Origin of the sequence: Streptomyces sp. CB02261, assembly GCF_001905665.1 — a bacterium.
GTDB lineage: Bacteria > Actinomycetota > Actinomycetes > Streptomycetales > Streptomycetaceae > Streptomyces.
Map to the genome: position 1 here is coordinate 961,316 of NZ_LIVX01000001.1, position 17,938 is coordinate 979,253.

Below are 17,938 nucleotides of genomic sequence, written 5' to 3' on the forward strand. Positions count from 1 at the left end.
ACCGGCGGACCGGCGGACGGACGGGCGGACCGGCGGGCTTACGGCGGCGAGGGCGTCGACCGCGTCCTGCGGCCGCCCTCGGCCTGTGGATTCGGCGCCTTGACGCCCCCGGACGCCTGCGGGCCCGGGGCTTTGGCTCCCGGGCGCCTGCGGGCGCGGGGCTTTGGCGCCCCCGGGCGCCTGCGGACCCGGGGCGTTGGCACCCCCGGGCGCCTGCGGACCTGGGACTCTGACGCCCCCGGACGCCTGCGGGCCCGGGCCGCGACCGCGCCCGCTACCCGTCCGCCCGCAGGCCCGTCGCCGACAGCACCGCTTCCACCGTCTCCTCCACCGTGTGGTCCGCGTTGTCGATCCAGACGCCCTCGCCGGACAGTTCGGCGCGCATCGCCTCGTCCAGGAACGCCCAGTTCGTCGTGAGGCGTTTGTGGCGGGCGTTGTTGCGTTCCCAGGCCTTGTCCGGGCCGGGAGCCAGGATCACCACGTGGAGCGGACCGGCCGTCAGATGGGCCCGGTAGAAGTCGAGGTGGGAGCGGCGTACGACCACGTCGTCGAGCACCGGGAGGAAGCCGGCCGTGGTGAAGCTGTCCGCGAGAAGGCAGGCGTTGCGGGCGCGCAGCAGGATCTGACGGTCCGCCTCCGGGTCGCCGTCCGGGGTGGGCCGGCGGCAGCCCTGGACGATCAGCTCCTGGAGGTGGTCGACCTCGATGTGCGCCGAGCGGGCGAAGCGGGCGGCGAGGGCCGCCGAGACGGTCGACTTGCCGCTGCCGGGGATACCGGCGAGGAGGACCGCGCCGGGGGCGGGCTCGGGCGTGTCGACAGTGACGTGCTCGAAGGTCATGCGGGCCTTTCCTCGCGGACGGGACCGGACGACGATACGGCGACGGGCTCTGGGCCACCGGGGAATTCCCGGCACCCGCCGGGGCGGCGGGGGCGGCACGGCGATGCGGCACGGCGGCGCGGCTACGAGCCCGGCCCGCCGAGGGGTCCCGGCGCGCCGCCCGGGTGCCGCTGCTGCCGGGCGACGACGACAGCCACGGCCTCGGGTGGACCGAGGGGATTCCGACCGCCACCCGGGCGTCACGTGCCCGACGGCGACACCGCCACGTACCCGCCCCGCCGCGGGGCTCCCGCCCTGCCCGCCCGGGGGCGGCGCGACGGCCACGTACCCGCGCCGCCCTGCCGCCCCCGGGTGAGGCGTCCCGGCCCGCCCCGACCGGCGCCATGTGGCGGACGGGGGCGGCGCGGCGCACGGCGATCCGGGGCCCGGTCCGTACGCTCCAGGGACTCCGGCCCGGGATCGCCGCCGTGGGCGATTCGTGCGCGGGTCCTTGACCTGGCAGTTACTTTCGGGCTATCCGTGACTCCTTGGAAGTTTCCTTCACCGGGAGGCTTCCGCGGAATCCCCGACCTCGCACGGCCGGAAGGAGCATCAGTGCACCACCGCGCCCCCGTCCCCTCCCGACGCACCCTCCTCACGGTGACCGCCGCAGCCGCCGCGGCCGCCGTCACCGGAGTGAGCACGCCCGCCCACGCCGACCAGGACCGCAGACTCCGCCGGATCATCGACCGCATGTCCCTGGAGGAGAAGGTCGGCCAGCTCTTCGTGATGCGGGTGTACGGCCACTCCGCGACCGCCCCGGACCAGGCCGACATCGACGCCAACCTCCAGGAGATCGGCGTCCGCACGGCCGCCGAACTGGTCGAGCGCTACCACGTGGGCGGGGTCATCTACTTCACCTGGGCCCACAACACCCGCGACCCGCAGCAGATCGCCGAGCTCTCCAACGGCATCCAGCAGGCGGCGCTCGCGCAGCCCACCCCCGTCCCGGTGCTCATCTCCACCGACCAGGAGCACGGCATCGTGTGCCGGGTCGGCGAGCCCGCCACCCTGGTGCCCGGCGCGATGGCCCTCGGCGCGGGCGGCTCGCACGCCGACGCTCGGAGGGCGGCGCAGATCGCGGGCACCGAGCTCGCGGCCGTCGGCATCCGGCAGAACTACGCCCCGGTCGCGGACGTCAACGTCAACCCGGCCAACCCGGTGATCGGCGTCCGGTCCTTCGGCTCCGACCCGACGGCGGTCGCCGGCCTGGTCGCCGCCCAGGTGAAGGGGTATCAGCGGGCCGGGGTCGCGGCCACCTCCAAGCACTTCCCGGGGCACGGCGACACCGCCGTCGACAGCCACTACGGGCTGCCGACGATCACCCACACCCGGGCGCAGTGGGCGGAGCTGGACGCCCCGCCGTTCCGGTCCGCCATCGCCGCCGGGATCGACTCGATCATGACCGCGCACATCGTGGTCCCGGCGCTCGACCCCAGCGAGGACCCGGCGACCCTCTCCCGGCCCATCCTCACCGGCGTCCTGCGCGAACAGCTCGGCTACGACGGGGTGGTGGTCACCGACTCGCTGGCCATGGAGGGGGTGCGCACCAAGTACGGGGACGACCGCGTCCCGGTGCTCGCGCTGAAGGCCGGCGTCGACCAGCTGCTCAACCCGCCGAAGCTGGACGTGGCGTGGAACGCGGTCCTGAAGGCGGTCAGGGACGGCGAGCTGACGGAGGAACGCCTCGACGAATCGATCCTGCGGATCCTGCGGCTGAAGTCGAAGCTCGGGCTGTTCCGGAACGCGTACGTGTCACGGGCCGGTGTCGAACGGGTGGTGGGCGCCGCCACCCACCTCGCACAGGCCGACCGGATCGCCGAGAGCACCACGACCCTGCTCCTCAACGAGGGCGAGTTCCTGCCCCTGAGCCCGGCCTCGCACCGCTCGGTCCTCGTCGTCGGCGCCGACCCCGCCTCGCCGTCCGGGACCACGGGGCCGCCCACCACCACCCTGGCGGCGGAGCTGAGGGAGCTGGGGTTCACCGCGACCGCGCTCTCGACCGGGATCACCCCGACGGCCGCGAAGATCGAGGAGGCGGTGGCAGCCGCGGCCGGCAAGGACGTGGTCGTCGTCGGCACGTACAACGTCACCGCGACCAGCCCGCAGCGCACCCTCGTGGCGCGGCTCGTCGCGACCGGGGTGCCCGTCGTGACGATCGCGATCCGCAACCCGTACGACGTGGCCCGGCTCGGCGGTCAGCGGGCGACGCTCGCCGCCTACTCCTGGACCGATGTCGAACTCCGCGCCGCGGTACGGGTCCTGGCGGGCCGGGCCAGGCCGCAGGGCCGCCTGCCGGTGCCCGTGCAGAGCGCGGACGACCCGGCGAAGGTGCTCTATCCGGTCGGCCACGGCCTGTCGTACCGGTGAGCCGGCGACGGGGTGCGGCCGCCGGGCGCGCCCGTCCCCCGTACAGCTGACACGACGGCGGGGTGCCCCGCTGGACGCACCCCGTCGTCGTACCGCTGACACGACGGCGGGGTGCGCCGCCGGGCGCGCCCCATCCCCGTACCGCTGACACGACAGTGGGGTGCGCCGCCGGACGCACCCCACCTTCAGCGACTGATCAGCCGTGCGTCACGGCCGCAGGCCGTGCTCACGCGTCACGTCCTCGTCGACCGCCTTGTCGAGGCGGGCGTCGAAGCGGGCCAGCGGCTGCGCCGCCTGGACGGCCGGGGCGGGGACGCCGGCCCAGGCCAGGATGCGGGCGGTGGCGTTCTCCCGCTCGGCGTCGACGAGCCCGGCGACGTTCGCGCCGTGGTTCGCGCCCGGCGCGGTGTAGACGTAGCTGTCGCGCGCGCCCTTGCCGAGGTGGAACGGCTCGGCGCCCCACGGGTCGTTGCCGCCGTAGACGAAGAGCATCTGGTTCGCGTTCCTGCGGACCCAGTTGTCGACGTCCCGCATGACCTGCGGCTGGAACTTCATCGGGATCGAACTCGGCACGAAGTTGCGGGCCGGCTGGTAGCCGTAGCGGCTGAGACCCGCGAGGTGCGGCTGCTTGATGGTGGGCGAGCCGAGCTGGGTCGCCGCCTGGTAGTAGTACGGCGTGTAGTACTCCAGGCCCTGGTCGGTGTAGGCGGACCAGCCGGAGTAGGCGTCGATCGTCTCGTAGACGGTGTCGTCGCTCGCGGTCTTCGCGTCCGGGATCTGGTCGCAGACGTCCTCGCCGTAGTACTGCCAGAAGCCCCACACGAAGTCGAGGACGACGGCCTCGTAGGCCTTGTCGAGCGTGCCGACGGTGTTGAACGTGGCGCCCTCGGTCTCGGCCCACTCCTTGTACTTCTTCTGCAGCGGCTCGCGGCGGACGAGGGCCTCGCGCTGCATGCCGTTGAGGCGGTCGCGGCACTCCTTGGTGCCGACGTTGGCGAAGAACCGGTCGTACGCCGAGTCCTCGTTGTTCACCACGTCGTTCGGGGCGACGTAGGCGACGACGCCGTCCATGTCACGCGGGTAGAAGCGCTCGTAGTAGGTGGCGGTCATGCCGCCCTTCGAGCCGCCGGTGGACAGCCACTTCTTGCCGTAGATCTTCTTCAGGGCGGTGAAGATCCGGTGCTGGTCGCTGGCCGCCTGCCAGATGTCCAGCTTGGACCAGTCGGCGGGCTGCGGCCGGGAGGGCGTGAAGAACCGGTACTCCATGGAGATCTGGTTGCCGTCGACGATGCGCGTCGGCTCGGCCCGGCTCGGGGTGGTGCTCAGGCCGTAGCCGCTGGTGCGGAAGACGGTGGGGCGGTCCGTGTCCTTGTGGAGGACGGAGATCCGCTGCTGGAACGTGCCCGCCCACGGGCGTCGGTGGTCGATCGGCTGCTCGTAGTTCAGGACGAGGAAGCGGTAGCCGGCGTACGGCTTCTCCTCGATCAGACTCATCCCGGGGATCGCCAGGATGCGGTCCTTGATGTCCGTGCTCTGCGAGTCGGCGACGGACGTGCTGTCGGTCTCCGTGTCCGCGGCGGTAGCCACGCCTGTGGAGCCGACGGTGCCTATGAGCACCGAAAGCGACAGCAGCCATCTGAGCGACTTGCGCATTCGTCCTCCCCTTGGTTCACAACGGTGTCGCGAACCTAGCGGGGCAACGTGTGTACCGCCAGTACCAGTTGGTCCTTACCCTTGGACTTTCCTGTACATCAGCACAGGATCCAGCCCGTGGACGCCCCCCGGCCGGCCACCGAACCGGCCGCGCGGACGCAGCGGTTGAGGGCGTGGACGGTGACGGGTCCGGCCTGCCGGTCGAGGCGTCCGGCGCGAACGGCGGGGCGTGCGCCGCGTGGCTGGAGCGAGACGCTCATCGGCCGGCGGACGCCGGGCCGCTTGGCGACGGTGACGGCGCAGGCGTAGTGGCGGGTCTTGTAGAGGCGCAGCTCGCCGGTGGCGAAGACGATGGTCCTGGTGGGCCGGCCGTGGCAGACGGAGGCGGCGTCGGCGGGCGTCACACCGGGGCCGGCGCCGGGGACGAGGAGCAGGGCGAGGGCGCCGAGGAACGGCGCGAGGACACGGACGAGCAGCCGGTGGGCACGTCGTGCGGGCATCGTCTCCGTGGGCATGCGGGTCCCCTCCCGGGTGGGTCGACGTACGGGCGTACGACGCGTCCACCTCCGGAACGGTTGCCTCCGGCGTGCTCGCCCCCGGTCGCGCCTCAGACGCGCTCCGGTTCCGCCTCCCCGATGAAGGTGCTCCAGAGCGAGGCGTACCGGCCGCCCAGGGCGAGGAGTTCCTCGTGGGTGCCGTCCTCCGCCACCCGGCCGTGGTCCATGACGATCACCCGGTCGGCGCGGGCCGCCGTGGTCAGCCGGTGGGCGACGACCAGGGTCGTACGGCGGCCGGCGAGACGGTCGGTGGCCAGGTTGACCTGGGCTTCCGTCGCCAGGTCGAGCGCCGCCGTGGCCTCGTCGAGGAGCAGCACGTCCGGGTCGACGAGCTCGGCCCGGGCGAGGGCGATGAGCTGGCGCTGCCCGGCGGAGAGGTTCCGGCCCCGCTCGGCGACCTCGTGCAGGTAGCCGCCGTCCAGGGTCGCGATCATCTCGTGGGCGCCGACCGCGCGGGCCGCCGCCTCCACCTCGGCGTCGGTCGCCTCGGGACGCCCGTACGCGATGGCGTCCCGGACCGTCCCCGCGAAGAGGTACGCCTCCTGCGGGACGACGCCGAGCCGGTGCCGGTACGCGGTGAGGTCGAGGTCCCGCAGGTCGGTGCCGTCGGCCGTGACCCGGCCGCCCGTCGGGTCGTAGAAGCGGGCGACCAGCTTGACCAGGGTGGACTTGCCCGCGCCGGTCTCGCCGACGAAGGCGACGGTCTGCCCGGCCGGGATGCGCAGGTCGATGCCGGTGAGGGCGGTCTCCTCCTTGTCGGTGCCGTCCTCTCCCCCGTACGCGAAGGAGACGTCCTCGAAGGCGATCTCGCCGCGCAGCGAGAGGACGTCGAGGGGCGCGTCGGCGGCGGCCGTCGACGTCGGCTCCTGGAGGAGTTCCTGCATCCGCTTCAGCGAGACGGCGGCCTGCTGGTAGCCGTCGAAGACCTGCGAGAGCTGCTGCACGGGGGCGAAGAACAGGTCGATGTAGAGGAGGTAGGCGACGAGCGCGCCGGTGGTGAGCGTGCCCGCCTCGATCCGGTTGGCGCCGACGATCAGGACGGCGGCGGCCGCGGCCGAGGACAGCAGCGTCACGAACGGGAAGTAGATCGAGATCAGCCACTGGCCCCGGACGCGCGCCTGCCGGTAGGAGTCGCTGCGCTCGGCGAACCGGGCCGCGCCCGACCGCTCGCGGCGGAACGCCTGCACGATCCGCAGACCGGAGACCGACTCCTGGAGGTCGCCGTTGACGACGCTGATCCGCTCGCGCGCCAGCTCGTACGCCTTCACGCTGGAGCGGCGGAAGAAGTACGTGGCGACGGCGAGGACCGGCAGGGTCGCGAAGACGACCAGGGCGAGCTGGAGGTCGAGGACCAGCAGCGCGACCATGATCCCGAAGAAGGTCACGACGGAGACGAAGGCGGTGACCAGGCCCGTCTGCAGGAAGGTGGACAGGGCGTCCACGTCCGTCGTCATCCGGGTCATGATCCGGCCGGTGAGCTCGCGCTCGTAGTAGTCGAGGCCGAGCCGCTGGAGCTGGGCGAAGATCTTGAGGCGCAGCGCGTAGAGGACCCGCTCGCCGGTACGGCCGGTCATCCGGGTCTCGGCGGTCTGCGCCACCCACTGCACGAGCACGGTGACCAGGGCGAGCAGGGAGGCCGCCCAGACGGCGCCGATCGCGAGCCGGTTCACGCCCTCGTCGATGCCGTGCCGGATCAGGACGGGGAGCAGCAGGCCCATGCCGGCGTCCAGGGCGACCAGGCCGAGGCTGATGAGGAGCGGGACGCCGAAGCCGCGGAGCAGCCGGCGCAGCCCGTAGGTGTCCTCGGGCGCCACGGCGCGGGCCTCGTCGATGTCGGGGGTGTCGACGGCCGGCGGGAGGGCCTCGACGGCGGCGAGCAGCTCGGGGGTGGCGCCGGGCGCGGGGCTCTCCCGGCCGGCGGTCTCGTCCCGTACCCACAGGGCGGGGGTGATGCCCCGCTCGGCGTCGAACTCCGCGTCCAGCTCGGCCCGCAGGGTGCGGTCCTCGGGGACCTCGGGCGGGGTGACGTGGCCGGGCGAGACGGCGCCCAGTTCCTCGGGGTCGGTGAGGAGGCGGCGGAAGAGCGGGGAGCGCTCCTCCAGCTCCGCGTGGGTGCCGATGTCGGCGAGCCGGCCGTCGTCCAGGACGGCGATGCGGTCGGCGAGGTTGAGGGTGGAGCGGCGGTGGGCGATGAGCAGGGTCGTACGGCCCGCCATCACCGACTTCAGGGCCTCGTGGATCTCGTGCTCGACCTTGGCGTCGACGGCGGACGTGGCGTCGTCGAGGAGGAGGAGCCGGGGGTCGGTGAGGATCGCGCGGGCGAGGGCGACGCGCTGGCGCTGGCCGCCGGAGAGGGTCAGGCCGTGCTCGCCGACCTTGGTGTCGTAGCCGTCGGGCAGCTCGGCGATGAACCGGTCGGCCTGCGCGGCGCGGGCGGCGGTCTCGATCTGCTCCTGGGTGGCCTCCGGCAGGCCGTACGCGATGTTGGCGCGGACGGTGTCGGAGAAGAGGAAGGAGTCCTCGGGGACGAGGCCGACGGCGGCGCGCAGGGAGTCGAGGGTGAGTTCGCGGACGTCGTGGCCGCCGACGAGGACGGCGCCGTGGGAGACGTCGTAGAAGCGGGGCAGGAGGAGGGAGACGGTGGACTTGCCGGAGCCGGAGGCGCCGACGACGGCGACGGTCTCGCCGGGGCGGATCTCCAGGGAGAAGCCGTCGAGGACGGGGCGCCCTTCGTCGTACGCGAAGGACACGTCGTCGAACTCGACGGTGGCGGGGGCGTCGGCCGGGAGTTCCTTCGTGCCGTCCTGGATGACCGGCTCGGTGTCGATGAGGTCGAGGACCCGGTCGACGCCGGCCCGGGCCTGCTGGCCGACGGTGAGGACCATGGCGAGCATGCGGACCGGGCCGACGAGGGAGGCCAGGTAGGCGGAGAAGGCGACGAAGGTGCCGAGGGTGATCTCGCCGCGGTAGGCGAGCCAGCCGCCGAGGGCGAGGACGGCGACCTGGCCGAGGGCGGGGACGGCCTGGAGGGCGGGGGTGTACTTCGAGTTCAGGCGGATCGTCCGCAGCCGGCCGGCGAACAGCTTCCGCCCGGCCTCGCGGATCTTGCCGGTCTCCTGGTCCTCCTGGCCGAAGCCCTTGACGACCCGGACGCCGGTCACGGCCCCGTCGACGACCCCGGCGACGACGGCGGCCTGCTGCTGGGCGTGCCAGGTGGCGGGGTGGAGGCGGGTGCGGCTGCGCTTGGCGATGAACCAGAGGGCGGGGGCGACGGCGAGGGCGACGAGGGTCAGCGGGATCGAGAGCCAGGCCATGACGGCGAGGGAGATGAGGAAGAGCAGCACGTTCCCGATGGTCATCGGGAGCATGAAGAGCAGGCCCTGGATCAGCTGGAGGTCGCTGGTGGCCCGCCCGACGACCTGCCCGGTGGACAGCTCGTCCTGCCGCCGCCCGTCGAGCCGGGTGATGGTGGCGAACATGTCGGTGCGCAGGTCGTGCTGGACGTCGAGGGCGAGGCGGCCGCCGTAGTAGCGGCGGACGTAGGTGAGGACGTAGACGAGGACGGCGGCGCCGATGAGGAGGCCGGTCCAGACGCCGAGGTCGCGGGTCTTCGTCCCGATGACGTCGTCGATGATCACCTTGGTGACGAGCGGCACGAGGGCGAGGACGCCCATGCCGACCAGGGAGGACCCGAGCGCGAGGATCACGTTCGCCTTGTACCGCCAGGCGTAGCCGCTGAGCCTCCGGGCCCAGCCCTGCTGCCCGTCGGCCGCCGCCTGCCCGTCCGACGCCTGTTTCTGCCCCACCGCCGCCACGAATGGCCTCCCGTCCGTCCTGCTCTACCGGAAGGCCCAACGCGGCCGACGTGCGATTTCATCCCGCCGCAACAAAGACGGGACCGAGGTCCTAGGACCTCCTCACAGGCAGTCGCATTCCGTTGCGTAGACGAGGAGGAAGGCGGCGGTCGCGGCGGCGACGGAGAAGGCGCCGCCCGTCACCGCGGTGAACCGCCGCCCGCGCCGGGACCGGTCCGGGCCCCGGAACCTCACCCACGCCCCGTGGGCGAGGACCGCGCTCAGCAGTCCGGCGCCCGCGAGGGTGAGGCGGGGGCTGGAGGACCAGCTCAGATACGCGAGGAGGACGAGACCCCCGAGCAGTGCGCAGGCGAGCACGGTCAGGACCAGCTCACTCGCCGCCTCCCCCACCGTCTCGGTCAGGAACTCCCCGATGCCCTTCGCGACCCTGCGGACCCGGCTCATCGCACTCCCCCTCACCACGGCCCGTGCGGGCCCCCGGGGAAGAGGACCGCGCCGGGCCGGGAGGGGTTGAGCCGGAGCGGCCCGGGAGGGCCGCCGAACCTCGGTCCACTCGTAGGGGTGAGGCCGCCGTGGGTAGGGAGTCGGTGACCGTCCAGGGGCGGTCGTGGGAGCGGAACCGGAGGGGAAGGGGTGGTCCGTGGCGCGGGTCGAGGACGGGAGGCCGTACGCGTGGGGGCGGCTGCACGCGGCGTTGTGGGCGCTGAAGACGCTCGCGGAGACCGGGAGGATCGTGCCGCTGTCGGAGGGGGAGGTGGGGCGGAAGGCCGACAATCCGCGGAACATCGCATGGGCTCTGCTGCGGGGGGCGGGGCACCAGGTGTTCCTGGCCCGCGAGAAGGGCGGGCTCCGTGCCGAGGCCGCCGCGGTGCTCTTCGCCGACATCGCGAAGCTGATCCTGCCGGAACGCATGCGCAGGGACGGGCTCGGGGATGTCGGGACGGCGGCGTTCCGGCAGGGATACGAGGCGCAGCTCGCCGAGTACCGGAAGCAGTGGGAGGGGCTCGTCGACTGACGGCGCCGTAGTCCGCCGCCCCCGGCGTGTGCGGGGGCGGCGGGTGCGGGCGCTTCGGCTCAGAGGTGCGTCGGTTCGAACATGCGCAGGAGGGCCGGGAGGACCACGACCGCGGGGCCCGGGGTGGCGAGGGCCTTCGCGAGGTCCGCCGTCAGGGATTCGGGGCTGGTCAGGGTGGCGGGCACGCCGAAGGACTCCGCCAGGGCGACGAAGTCCGGGCGGGTGAGTTCGGTGCCGGTGGCCTCGCCGAAGGCGTCCGTCATGTACTCGCGCAGGATGCCGTAGCCGCCGTCGTCGACGATCAGCCAGGTCACGTCGAGGCCGTACTGCTTCGCCGTCGCCAGCTCCGCGATCGAGTACATCGCGCCGCCGTCGCCGGAGACCGCCAGGACCGGCTGGCCGGGGTCCGCGACGGCCGCGCCGAGGGCGGCGGGGAAGGCGTAGCCGAGGCCGCCGGCGCCCTGGGCGGAGTGCATGGTGTTCGGGTGCCGGGCGTCGAAGGCCGACCACGCCCAGTACGCCAGGATCGTCATGTCCCAGAAGCTCGGGGCCCGGTCCGGGAGGGCCTCCCGTACGGCCGCGACGATCCGCTGCTCCAGGTCCAGGTCCTGGGCGGCGATGCGGTCCCGGACCTTGGCGAGGACGGCCGCGACCCGCGCGGGGGCGGTCGGGTCCCGCCGCTCGGAGGCCGTCTCCAGGAGCGCCTGGAGGGCGAGGCGGGCGTCGGCGTGGATGCCGAGCGCCGGATGGTTGGACTCCAGCTTCCCGGCGTCGGCCTCGATCTGGATCACCCGGCCGCGCGGGGCGAACGTGTGGTAGTTCGAGGACAGCTCGCCGAGCCCGGAGCCGACGACGAGGAGGACGTCGGCGTCCTCCAGGAAGTCGGTGGTGTGCCGGTCCTCCAGCCAGGACTGGAGCGACAGCGGGTGCTGCCAGGGGAAGGCGCCCTTGCCGCCGAAGGTGGTGACGACGGGCGCGTCGATCAGTTCGGCGAGCGCGAGGAGCTTGCGGGAGGCGTCGGACCGTACGACTCCGCCGCCCGCGATGATCGCGGGGCGTTCGGCGGTCGCGAGGAGGTGGGCCGCGAGCGCCGTCAGCTCGGGCCTGGGCACGGCCTCCTCGGGCGTCGCGTCCATCGCGGTGACCACGGGCAGGGTCGTCTCCGCGAGGAGCACGTCCTGCGGGACCTCGACCCAGACCGGCCCGTGGGGGGCGGTGAGCGCCGACTCCCAGGCCGCCGCGACGGCGGAGGGGATCTGCGACTGCGTACGGGCCGTGTGGACGGACTTCACGATGTCGCGGAAGGACGCCTGCTGGTCGCGCAGCTCGTGGAGGTAGCCGTGCCGCCCGCCGCCGAGGCCTGCCGCCGGGATCTGGCTGCCGATGGCGACGACGGGCGCGGAGGCGGCGGCTGCCTCCTGGAGCGCGGCGAGCGACATGAGGGCGCCGGGTCCCGTGGAGAGCAGCAGCGGGGCGGCCTCGCCGGTGATCCGGCCGTACGCGTCGGCGGCGAAGCCCGCGTTGTTCTCGACGCGGAGGCCGACGTACCGGAGGGAGGACCGCCGCAGCGCGTCGAACATGCCGAGGGCGTGCTGGCCGGGGAGGCCGAAGACGGTGGTGGCGCCGAGTCCGGCGAGGGTCTCGATGACCAGGTCGCCGCCGTTGCGCCCGGCGGGCGGGTTCAGGGCGGCGGCGGTCTGCGCCGCGGTCGGGCGCAGGACCAGGTCGTGGTCGTGGGTCATGAGAGGGCGTCCCTTCGAGGTACGGCGGTCACGTCGCGGGCAGGCGGCCCGGTGGGGGCGACTCGACCACCGGGCCGCACCCCACCACGCGCCTCGGCGCGCTGCCGCCCCGAGGCTACTTCGCGCCGTCGGCGCGGCTCGCCGCGATCTGCCGGGACATGATCGTCGTCAGTTCGTACGCCGTGTGCGAGGCGGCGACGGCGGTGATCTCCGCGTGGTCGTAGGCGGGGGCGACCTCGACGACGTCCGCCGACACCAGGTTGCAGGAGGACAGGCCGCGGAGGATCTCCAGGAGCTCGCGGGAGGTCATGCCGCCCGCCTCGGGGGTGCCGGTGCCGGGGGCGTGGGCCGGGTCGAGGCAGTCGATGTCGATGGAGATGTACAGCGGCCGGTTCCCGATGCGCTGGCGGAGCTGGTCGGCGACCTCGTCGGCGCCGCGGCGGTAGATGTCGGCCGAGGTGACGATGCCGAAGCCCATCTTCTCGTCGTCGGTGAGGTCCTGCTTGCCGTAGAGCGGGCCGCGGGTGCCGACGTGGGAGAGCGCCTCGGTGTCGAGGATGCCCTCCTCGACGGCCCGGCGGAACGGGGTGCCGTGGGTGTACTCGGCGCCGAAGTACGTGTCCCAGGTGTCGAGGTGCGCGTCGAAGTGGAGCAGGGCGACGGGGCCGTGCTTCTTGGCGACGGAGCGGAGCAGCGGCAGCGCGATGGTGTGGTCGCCGCCGAGGGTCATCATGCGGGCGCCGGTGCCGAGGAGGTCGTCCGCGGCGGCCTCGATCGTCTCGACGGCCTCGTTGATGTTGAACGGGTTGGCGGCGATGTCACCGGCGTCCGCGACCTGGGCGAGGGCGAACGGGGAGGCGTCCTGGGCCGGGTTGTAGGGGCGCAGGAGGCGGGACGCCTCGCGGATGGCGTTGCCGCCGAAGCGGGCGCCGGGGCGGTAGGAGACGCCGCTGTCGAAGGGGACGCCGACCACGGCGACGTCGGCGGTGCCGACCTCGTCGAGCCGCGGCAGCCGGGCGAACGTCGCGGGACCGGCGTACCGCGGGATGCGGGACGAGTCGATCGGGCCGCGCGGGGTGTTCTGGTCGCTGCTGCTCATGGTCGGGGTCCTCCTGGGGTGTGGCGGGGGTGGGGCTCCGGCCCGCGGGATGCCTCGACGGTAAGCGGCCGGGAAGCGGCACAGAAGTGTAGGTTTCCTCCACTGTACGAGCCGATGCTGTACGAAGGATCCATGACATCGCCGTCCCGCTCCGAGGCCCTCTCCACTCCCCCGGCTCCGCCCGTGCCGCTGGCCGCGCTGCTCGCCCGCCGGGACCTCGGCCTCCGGCTGCTCTCGGGCCCGGAGGACGTTCCGCTGCACTGGGTGCACACCTCGGAGATGGCCGACCCCTATCCGTACCTCCTCGGCGGTGAGCTGCTCATGACGGCGGGGGTGCAGCTCACCGACCCGGCGCGGTACGTGGGGCGGGTGGTGGAGGCGGGGGCGGCGGCACTCGCCTTCGGGGTGACGCCGGTGTACGACACGGTCCCGGAGGGGCTCGTCGAGGCCTGCGCCCGTCAGGGTCTGCCGCTGGTCGAGGTGCCGCCGAGGACGCCGTTCACGGCGGTCGCGCGGGCGCTGTGGCGGCTGATGGCGGAGGCCAGGCTGCACGAACTGCGCCGGGTGACGGAGGCGCAGCAGTCCCTGGCGACGGCGGCGGCCCGGCCGGCCCCGGTGCCGGCGGTGCTCGGAGCGCTCGCCTCGCGGCTCGGGGGGCGGGCGGTGCTCTTCGGCCCGGACGGCACGGAGTCGGTGGCGGCGGGGCGGGAGGTGCCCGCGGAGGCGGCGGGGGCGCTGCGGGAGCTGGCGGGGGTGCTCGGGCCGCGCCCGGGCGGGCCCGCGTCGGCGAGCGGGGACGGCGGCGGGCTGCGGCTCGCCGCGTACGCCCTCGGGGGCGGGGAGGGGCTGACGCTCGGGGTGGCGACGGAGCGGCGCGAACCGGGCGACCACACGATCGCGGGCGTCGCCGTGGTGCTGCTGTCCCTGCTGACGGCCCCGCACCGGGGCGCGGACGTGACGGTACGGGACGGGGCCCTGGTCCGGCTGCTCCTCGGCGCGCGCCCGGCGGAGGTCGCGGGCGCGCTGGGCCCGGGCCCGTGGACGGTGGTGCACGCCTCGGGCGGCGACGGCACCCCGTTCGCGTCGGCGTCCCTGGCGGCGGCGCTGGGGACGGCGCTGGTGGACGCGGGGACGGGAAGCGGCGGCGCCGGGGTCGTACGGCTCCTGCTTCCCGCCTCCGCATCCGTCGCCGTGCAGGAGGGCTGGACGCTCGGGGTGAGCGCGGTCGCCGAGCCGGACGGTCTCGCGGCCGCCGACGCCCAGGCGGCGCGGGCCCTGCGCCGGGCGCAGGCGACCCGCGCCCCTCTCGTACGGCACCGCCCCGGCGGTTTCGCGGCCCTGGTGGACCCCGCCGAGGCCGCGGCCTACACCCGGACCCTCCTCGGCCCGCTGCCGGAACCGCTCAGGGAGACCCTGCGCACCTGGCTCTCCCTGCACGGCAGCTGGGACCGTACGGCCGTCGCGCTGGACATCCACCGCAACACCGTCCGCCAGCGCATCGCCCGCTGCGCGGCGCTCCTGGACCGGGACCTGGACGATCCGGACGTCCGGATGGAGCTGTGGTTCGCGCTCGGGTGAGGCCGTGGATCAGCGGGTGGGTCAGTGGGTCAGCTGGGTCAGTAGAGCTTGTTGACGGCGGTCTTCGTCGTGGTGCGGAAGGCGGTCAGCGGGGCGTCCTCGAAGTCGCCCATCTGACCCCAGCGGACGAGGGTGACGGTGCGGCCGTCGCGGCCGACGGAGAAGAGGTGGATGTCGGTGATGCCGATCTGCGGGTCGGCGGTGTCCAGGCTGTAGACCCAGGCGCCCTCCTCGACGGCGAGCTTGCCGTGGTACGCGCTGACGGCGTCGAGGCCGGGGTTCTGCCGCTCAAGCAGGGGGCCGCAGCCGGCGAGGGCCTTGCGGAGGGTGTCGACCAGCTTCACGGCGTCGGCCTCGGTGCGGGCGACGGTGGTGACCTGGACGCCGTTGGTGTCGAGCTCGGTGCTGAACTCGCGGTAGCGGGTGTTCTGCGCCGGGATCTTGTACGGGGCGCAGAGGACGCCGCCGTTCTCCGGGACGCCGCTGAAGACCTGGGTGGCGGTCCACGGCGTCGAGGACGGCGGCATCTGGGAGGCGGCGAGGAAGGCGGGCTGGGCGGCGGCCTGCGCCGGGGCCGTGGCGAGGGCCGCGAGGCCCAGGGCGGCAGCGGCGGCGGTGGCGAGTGCGGTACGGAGCTTGTTCATGGTGGTGGATCCCCCGTCGGGTCGTTCGGTCAGTGCTCCACCAGCGTCGGTCCGGCGCCCGCCGCCCGCAACGGTGACGCGCCCACCATCCGTCCCGGAACCATTCCACCCCCGCTGACGTGCAAGGACGTGAAGGGTGGGACGCAGGGTCGAGGGGGATGGAATGCCGAAGGACGCCGCCGTCGAGGAGTTCGCGCGGCTCGTGCGCGGGCTGAAGGCGCGGGACGGGCGCAGTTACGAGGCGCTGGGCCGGCGCCTGAGCGTCAGCGCGTCCACCCTCCACCGCTACTGCTCCGGCGCGACCGTCCCGGAGGAGTTCGCCGTGGTCGACCGCCTCGCCCTGCTGTGCGGGGCGGACGAGGAGGAGCGGCGCGCCCTGGAGGTGGCCTGGAGCCGCGCGGATCGCACCCGTCGCCCTCCGGTGCCGAAGCAGGACAAGGAGCCCGGCACGGAGCCCGGGTCAGGCCCGGAACCGGCGCCGGAGCCGGCCCCGCAGCCCGAGCCGGCGCCTGAGCCCGAGCCGGCTCCGGAGCCCGTGTCCGAGCCCGAGCTGGAACCCGTGCGCGCGGGCGTGCCGGGCCTCCCGCCCCGGCGGCGGAGGCGCCGGTGGGGGTGGCTGGGCGTGGTCGCCGGGGCGCTGGCGGTCGTGGGGACGGTAACGCTCGGAGCCGTACTCCTGCCCGGGAAGACCCGGGAGCCGGCCGCCGAGCCACCGGCGCCGCTGACGTGGACGGTCGCCTCGCACCTCTGGAAGAACGGGTGCGGGCACACCTACCTCGTGGAGCGGACGCCCCCTCCCCCGCCGGAGTCGGCCGACGCGCGGAGCTGGGCGGCGGCGCAGGGGGCCGTGGACGGCGGGGAGACGCTGGTGCGGGTGTCGGTGCAGGGGAAGAGCGCGGCGGCGGTGGTGCTCCAGGCGCTGCACGTGCGGGTGGTGGAGCGGGGCGCGCCGCTGCCGTGGGCGGCGTACCGGATGGACGACGGGTGCGGCGGGGCGGTGACCCCGCGCCGTTTCGAGGTGGACCTGGACCGGCCGCGGCCGGTGGCGCGGGCGCTGGACGGGTACGACGCCTCCGGGCAGGAGGGCCGGACGCTCCCGGCGGTCTCCTTCCCGTACGCGGTCAGCGCCGCCGAGCCGGAGGAGCTGCTGGTCTTCGCGGGGGCGGCGGGGTGCGACTGCCGCTGGTACCTGGAGCTGGAGTGGAGCTCGGAGGGGCGCCGGGGCACGGTCCGGATCGGGGACGAGGACGGCCTGCCCTTCCGGACGAGCGGGGCGAAGGGACGGCCCGTGTACGGGTACGACTCCGTGGGGCGGGCCTGGATCACAGGCGAGAAGTCTGGACAGGGCGGGTGACCGATGGGTAACTTCGTTGACGACAGACTGAGCAAGCGCTTAGACAACTGGGCAAGCACACCGGAGGAGTCGCACCGTGCGCCGTACCGTATTCGACGAGGACCACGAGGCGTTCCGGGAGACCATCCGGGCCTTCATCCAGGCCGAGGTCGTCCCCGTCTACGACGACTGGTTCGCCGCCGGCCAGGCGCCGCGCGAGTTCTACGGCAAGCTCGGCGAGCTGGGCGTCTTCGGCATCAACGTGCCCGAGGAGTTCGGCGGCGCGGGCCTGGACACCCACAAGTTCGAGGCCGTCCTCTACGAGGAGACCTCCCGCGCGGGCGTCCAGTTCGGCGGCTCCGGCGTCCACGTCCTGCTCGCCCTGCCGTACATCAAGATGCTCGCCACCGGCGACCAGAAGAAGCGCTACCTGCCGAAGTTCGTCACCGGTGAGGAGATGTGGGCCCTCGCGATGACCGAGCCGGGCACCGGCTCCGACGTCGCGGGCATGAAGACCACCGCCAAGCTCTCCGAGGACGGCACCCACTACGTCCTCAACGGCTCCAAGACCTTCATCACCGGTGGCGTCCACGCCGACCGCGTGATCGTCTGCGCCCGCACCTCCGCCCCGTCGGAGGACGACCGCCGCTTCGGCATCTCCCTCTTCGCCGTCGACACCAAGTCCGAGGGCTACTCCATCGGCCGCAAGCTGGACAAGCTGGGCCTGCGCACCTCCGACACGGCCGAGCTGGCCTTCGTCGACGTCAAGGTGCCCGTCGAGGACCTCCTCGGCGAGGAGGGCAAGGGCTTCTACTACCTCGGCCACAACCTGGCCTCCGAGCGCTGGGGCATCGCCTTCGGCGCCTACGCGCAGGCCAAGGCCGCCGTCCGGTTCGCCCAGCAGTACGTGACCGACCGCACCGTCTTCGGCAAGCCGGTCGCCCACTTCCAGAACACCAAGTTCGAGCTGGCCGCGTGCCAGGCCGAGGTCGACGCCGCCGAGGCCGTCGCCGACCGCGCCCTGGAGGCCCTGGACGCGGGTGAGCTCAGCCCCGCCGAGGCCGCCAGCGCCAAGCTGTTCTGCACCGAGGTCGCGCACCGCGTCATCGACCGCTGCCTCCAGCTGCACGGCGGCTACGGCTACATGAACGAGTACCCGATCGCCCGCCTGTACGCCGACAACCGCGTCAACCGCATCTACGGCGGCACCAGCGAGATCATGAAGTCGATCATCGCCAAGTCGATGGGCCTGTAG

Annotated in this window: 13 protein-coding genes; 5 read left to right on the forward strand and 8 right to left on the reverse strand. The window is 73.7% G+C overall.

The window, feature by feature from the left end; translation table 11 throughout:
• Positions 1 to 274 precede the first annotated feature (274 nt).
• Entirely contained in the window at positions 275 to 838 is a 564-nt protein-coding gene (locus AMK29_RS04345) for an AAA family ATPase (protein WP_073807647.1), read from the reverse strand.
• A 594-nt stretch (positions 839 to 1,432) separates the two neighbouring features.
• On the opposite strand from AMK29_RS04345, the gene AMK29_RS04350 reads away from it, so the two are divergent.
• A complete protein-coding gene (locus AMK29_RS04350) occupies positions 1,433 to 3,247 on the forward strand; it encodes a glycoside hydrolase family 3 protein (protein WP_073807650.1) in 1,815 nt (604 codons plus the stop codon).
• Positions 3,248 to 3,454: 207 nt separating this feature from the next.
• Here the strand turns inward: AMK29_RS04350 and AMK29_RS04355 are convergent, their stop codons facing one another.
• The 4 genes from AMK29_RS04355 to AMK29_RS04370 form a co-directional block, all read right to left on the reverse strand.
• Positions 3,455 to 4,900, reverse strand: coding sequence for a S28 family serine protease (locus AMK29_RS04355; protein WP_073807652.1), 1,446 nt, complete (start codon positions 4,898 to 4,900; stop codon positions 3,455 to 3,457).
• Positions 4,901 to 4,998: 98 nt separating this feature from the next.
• On the reverse strand, positions 4,999 to 5,415 hold the full coding sequence (locus tag AMK29_RS04360) for a hypothetical protein (RefSeq protein WP_079196738.1): 417 nt from the start codon (positions 5,413 to 5,415) through the stop codon (positions 4,999 to 5,001).
• Between the two features lie 92 nt (positions 5,416 to 5,507).
• On the reverse strand, positions 5,508 to 9,272 hold the full coding sequence (locus AMK29_RS04365; protein ID WP_241845088.1) for an ABC transporter ATP-binding protein: 3,765 nt from the start codon (positions 9,270 to 9,272) through the stop codon (positions 5,508 to 5,510).
• A gap of 102 nt (positions 9,273 to 9,374) precedes the next feature.
• A complete protein-coding gene (locus AMK29_RS04370) occupies positions 9,375 to 9,716 on the reverse strand; it encodes a lysine transporter LysE (protein WP_073807655.1) in 342 nt (113 codons plus the stop codon).
• 196 nt (positions 9,717 to 9,912) lie between these two features.
• On the opposite strand from AMK29_RS04370, the gene AMK29_RS04375 reads away from it, so the two are divergent.
• A complete protein-coding gene (locus AMK29_RS04375; protein ID WP_143202883.1) occupies positions 9,913 to 10,287 on the forward strand; it encodes a hypothetical protein in 375 nt (124 codons plus the stop codon).
• 59 nt (positions 10,288 to 10,346) lie between these two features.
• On the opposite strand, the gene AMK29_RS04380 is transcribed toward AMK29_RS04375, so the two are convergent.
• Together AMK29_RS04380 and speB are read right to left on the reverse strand one after the other, a co-directional pair.
• Positions 10,347 to 12,029: a thiamine pyrophosphate-binding protein gene (locus tag AMK29_RS04380; protein ID WP_073807660.1), complete on the reverse strand. Its 1,683-nt coding sequence runs from the start codon at positions 12,027 to 12,029 to the stop codon at positions 10,347 to 10,349.
• Positions 12,030 to 12,144: 115 nt separating this feature from the next.
• On the reverse strand, positions 12,145 to 13,128 hold the full coding sequence (gene speB / locus AMK29_RS04385; protein WP_073807663.1) for an agmatinase: 984 nt from the start codon (positions 13,126 to 13,128) through the stop codon (positions 12,145 to 12,147).
• A 132-nt stretch (positions 13,129 to 13,260) separates the two neighbouring features.
• On the opposite strand from speB, the gene AMK29_RS04390 reads away from it, so the two are divergent.
• The gene (locus tag AMK29_RS04390) at positions 13,261 to 14,706 is read left to right on the forward strand and encodes a PucR family transcriptional regulator ligand-binding domain-containing protein (RefSeq protein WP_073808288.1); all 1,446 of its coding nucleotides are present in this window, start codon (positions 13,261 to 13,263) and stop codon (positions 14,704 to 14,706) included.
• A 38-nt stretch (positions 14,707 to 14,744) separates the two neighbouring features.
• Here AMK29_RS04390 and AMK29_RS04395 read toward each other — a convergent pair whose 3' ends face one another.
• Positions 14,745 to 15,350 carry a hypothetical protein gene (locus AMK29_RS04395; RefSeq protein ID WP_073807666.1) on the reverse strand — a complete coding sequence of 202 codons (606 nt, stop codon included), beginning with the start codon at positions 15,348 to 15,350 and terminating at the stop codon, positions 14,745 to 14,747.
• Positions 15,351 to 15,513: 163 nt separating this feature from the next.
• Here AMK29_RS04395 and AMK29_RS04400 point away from each other — a divergent pair, with 163 nt between their 5' ends.
• Complete coding sequence (locus AMK29_RS04400) at positions 15,514 to 16,704, forward strand: helix-turn-helix domain-containing protein (protein WP_073807669.1); 1,191 nt, start codon at positions 15,514 to 15,516, stop codon at positions 16,702 to 16,704.
• A 76-nt stretch (positions 16,705 to 16,780) separates the two neighbouring features.
• A complete protein-coding gene (locus tag AMK29_RS04405) occupies positions 16,781 to 17,938 on the forward strand; it encodes an acyl-CoA dehydrogenase family protein (RefSeq protein ID WP_073807672.1) in 1,158 nt (385 codons plus the stop codon).

Coding starts and splice junctions, on each gene's coding strand:
- AMK29_RS04345 (WP_073807647.1), bottom strand. CDS start 838: ATGACCTTCGAGCACGTCACTGTCGACACGCCCGAGCCCGCCCCCGGC.
- AMK29_RS04355 (WP_073807652.1), bottom strand. CDS start 4,900: ATGCGCAAGTCGCTCAGATGGCTGCTGTCGCTTTCGGTGCTCATAGGC.
- AMK29_RS04360 (WP_079196738.1), bottom strand. CDS start 5,415: ATGCCCACGGAGACGATGCCCGCACGACGTGCCCACCGGCTGCTCGTC.
- AMK29_RS04370 (WP_073807655.1), bottom strand. CDS start 9,716: ATGAGCCGGGTCCGCAGGGTCGCGAAGGGCATCGGGGAGTTCCTGACC.
- AMK29_RS04380 (WP_073807660.1), bottom strand. CDS start 12,029: ATGACCCACGACCACGACCTGGTCCTGCGCCCGACCGCGGCGCAGACC.
- speB (WP_073807663.1), bottom strand. CDS start 13,128: ATGAGCAGCAGCGACCAGAACACCCCGCGCGGCCCGATCGACTCGTCC.
- AMK29_RS04390 (WP_073808288.1), top strand. CDS start 13,261: ATGACATCGCCGTCCCGCTCCGAGGCCCTCTCCACTCCCCCGGCTCCG.
- AMK29_RS04395 (WP_073807666.1), bottom strand. CDS start 15,350: ATGAACAAGCTCCGTACCGCACTCGCCACCGCCGCCGCTGCCGCCCTG.
- AMK29_RS04400 (WP_073807669.1), top strand. CDS start 15,514: ATGCCGAAGGACGCCGCCGTCGAGGAGTTCGCGCGGCTCGTGCGCGGG.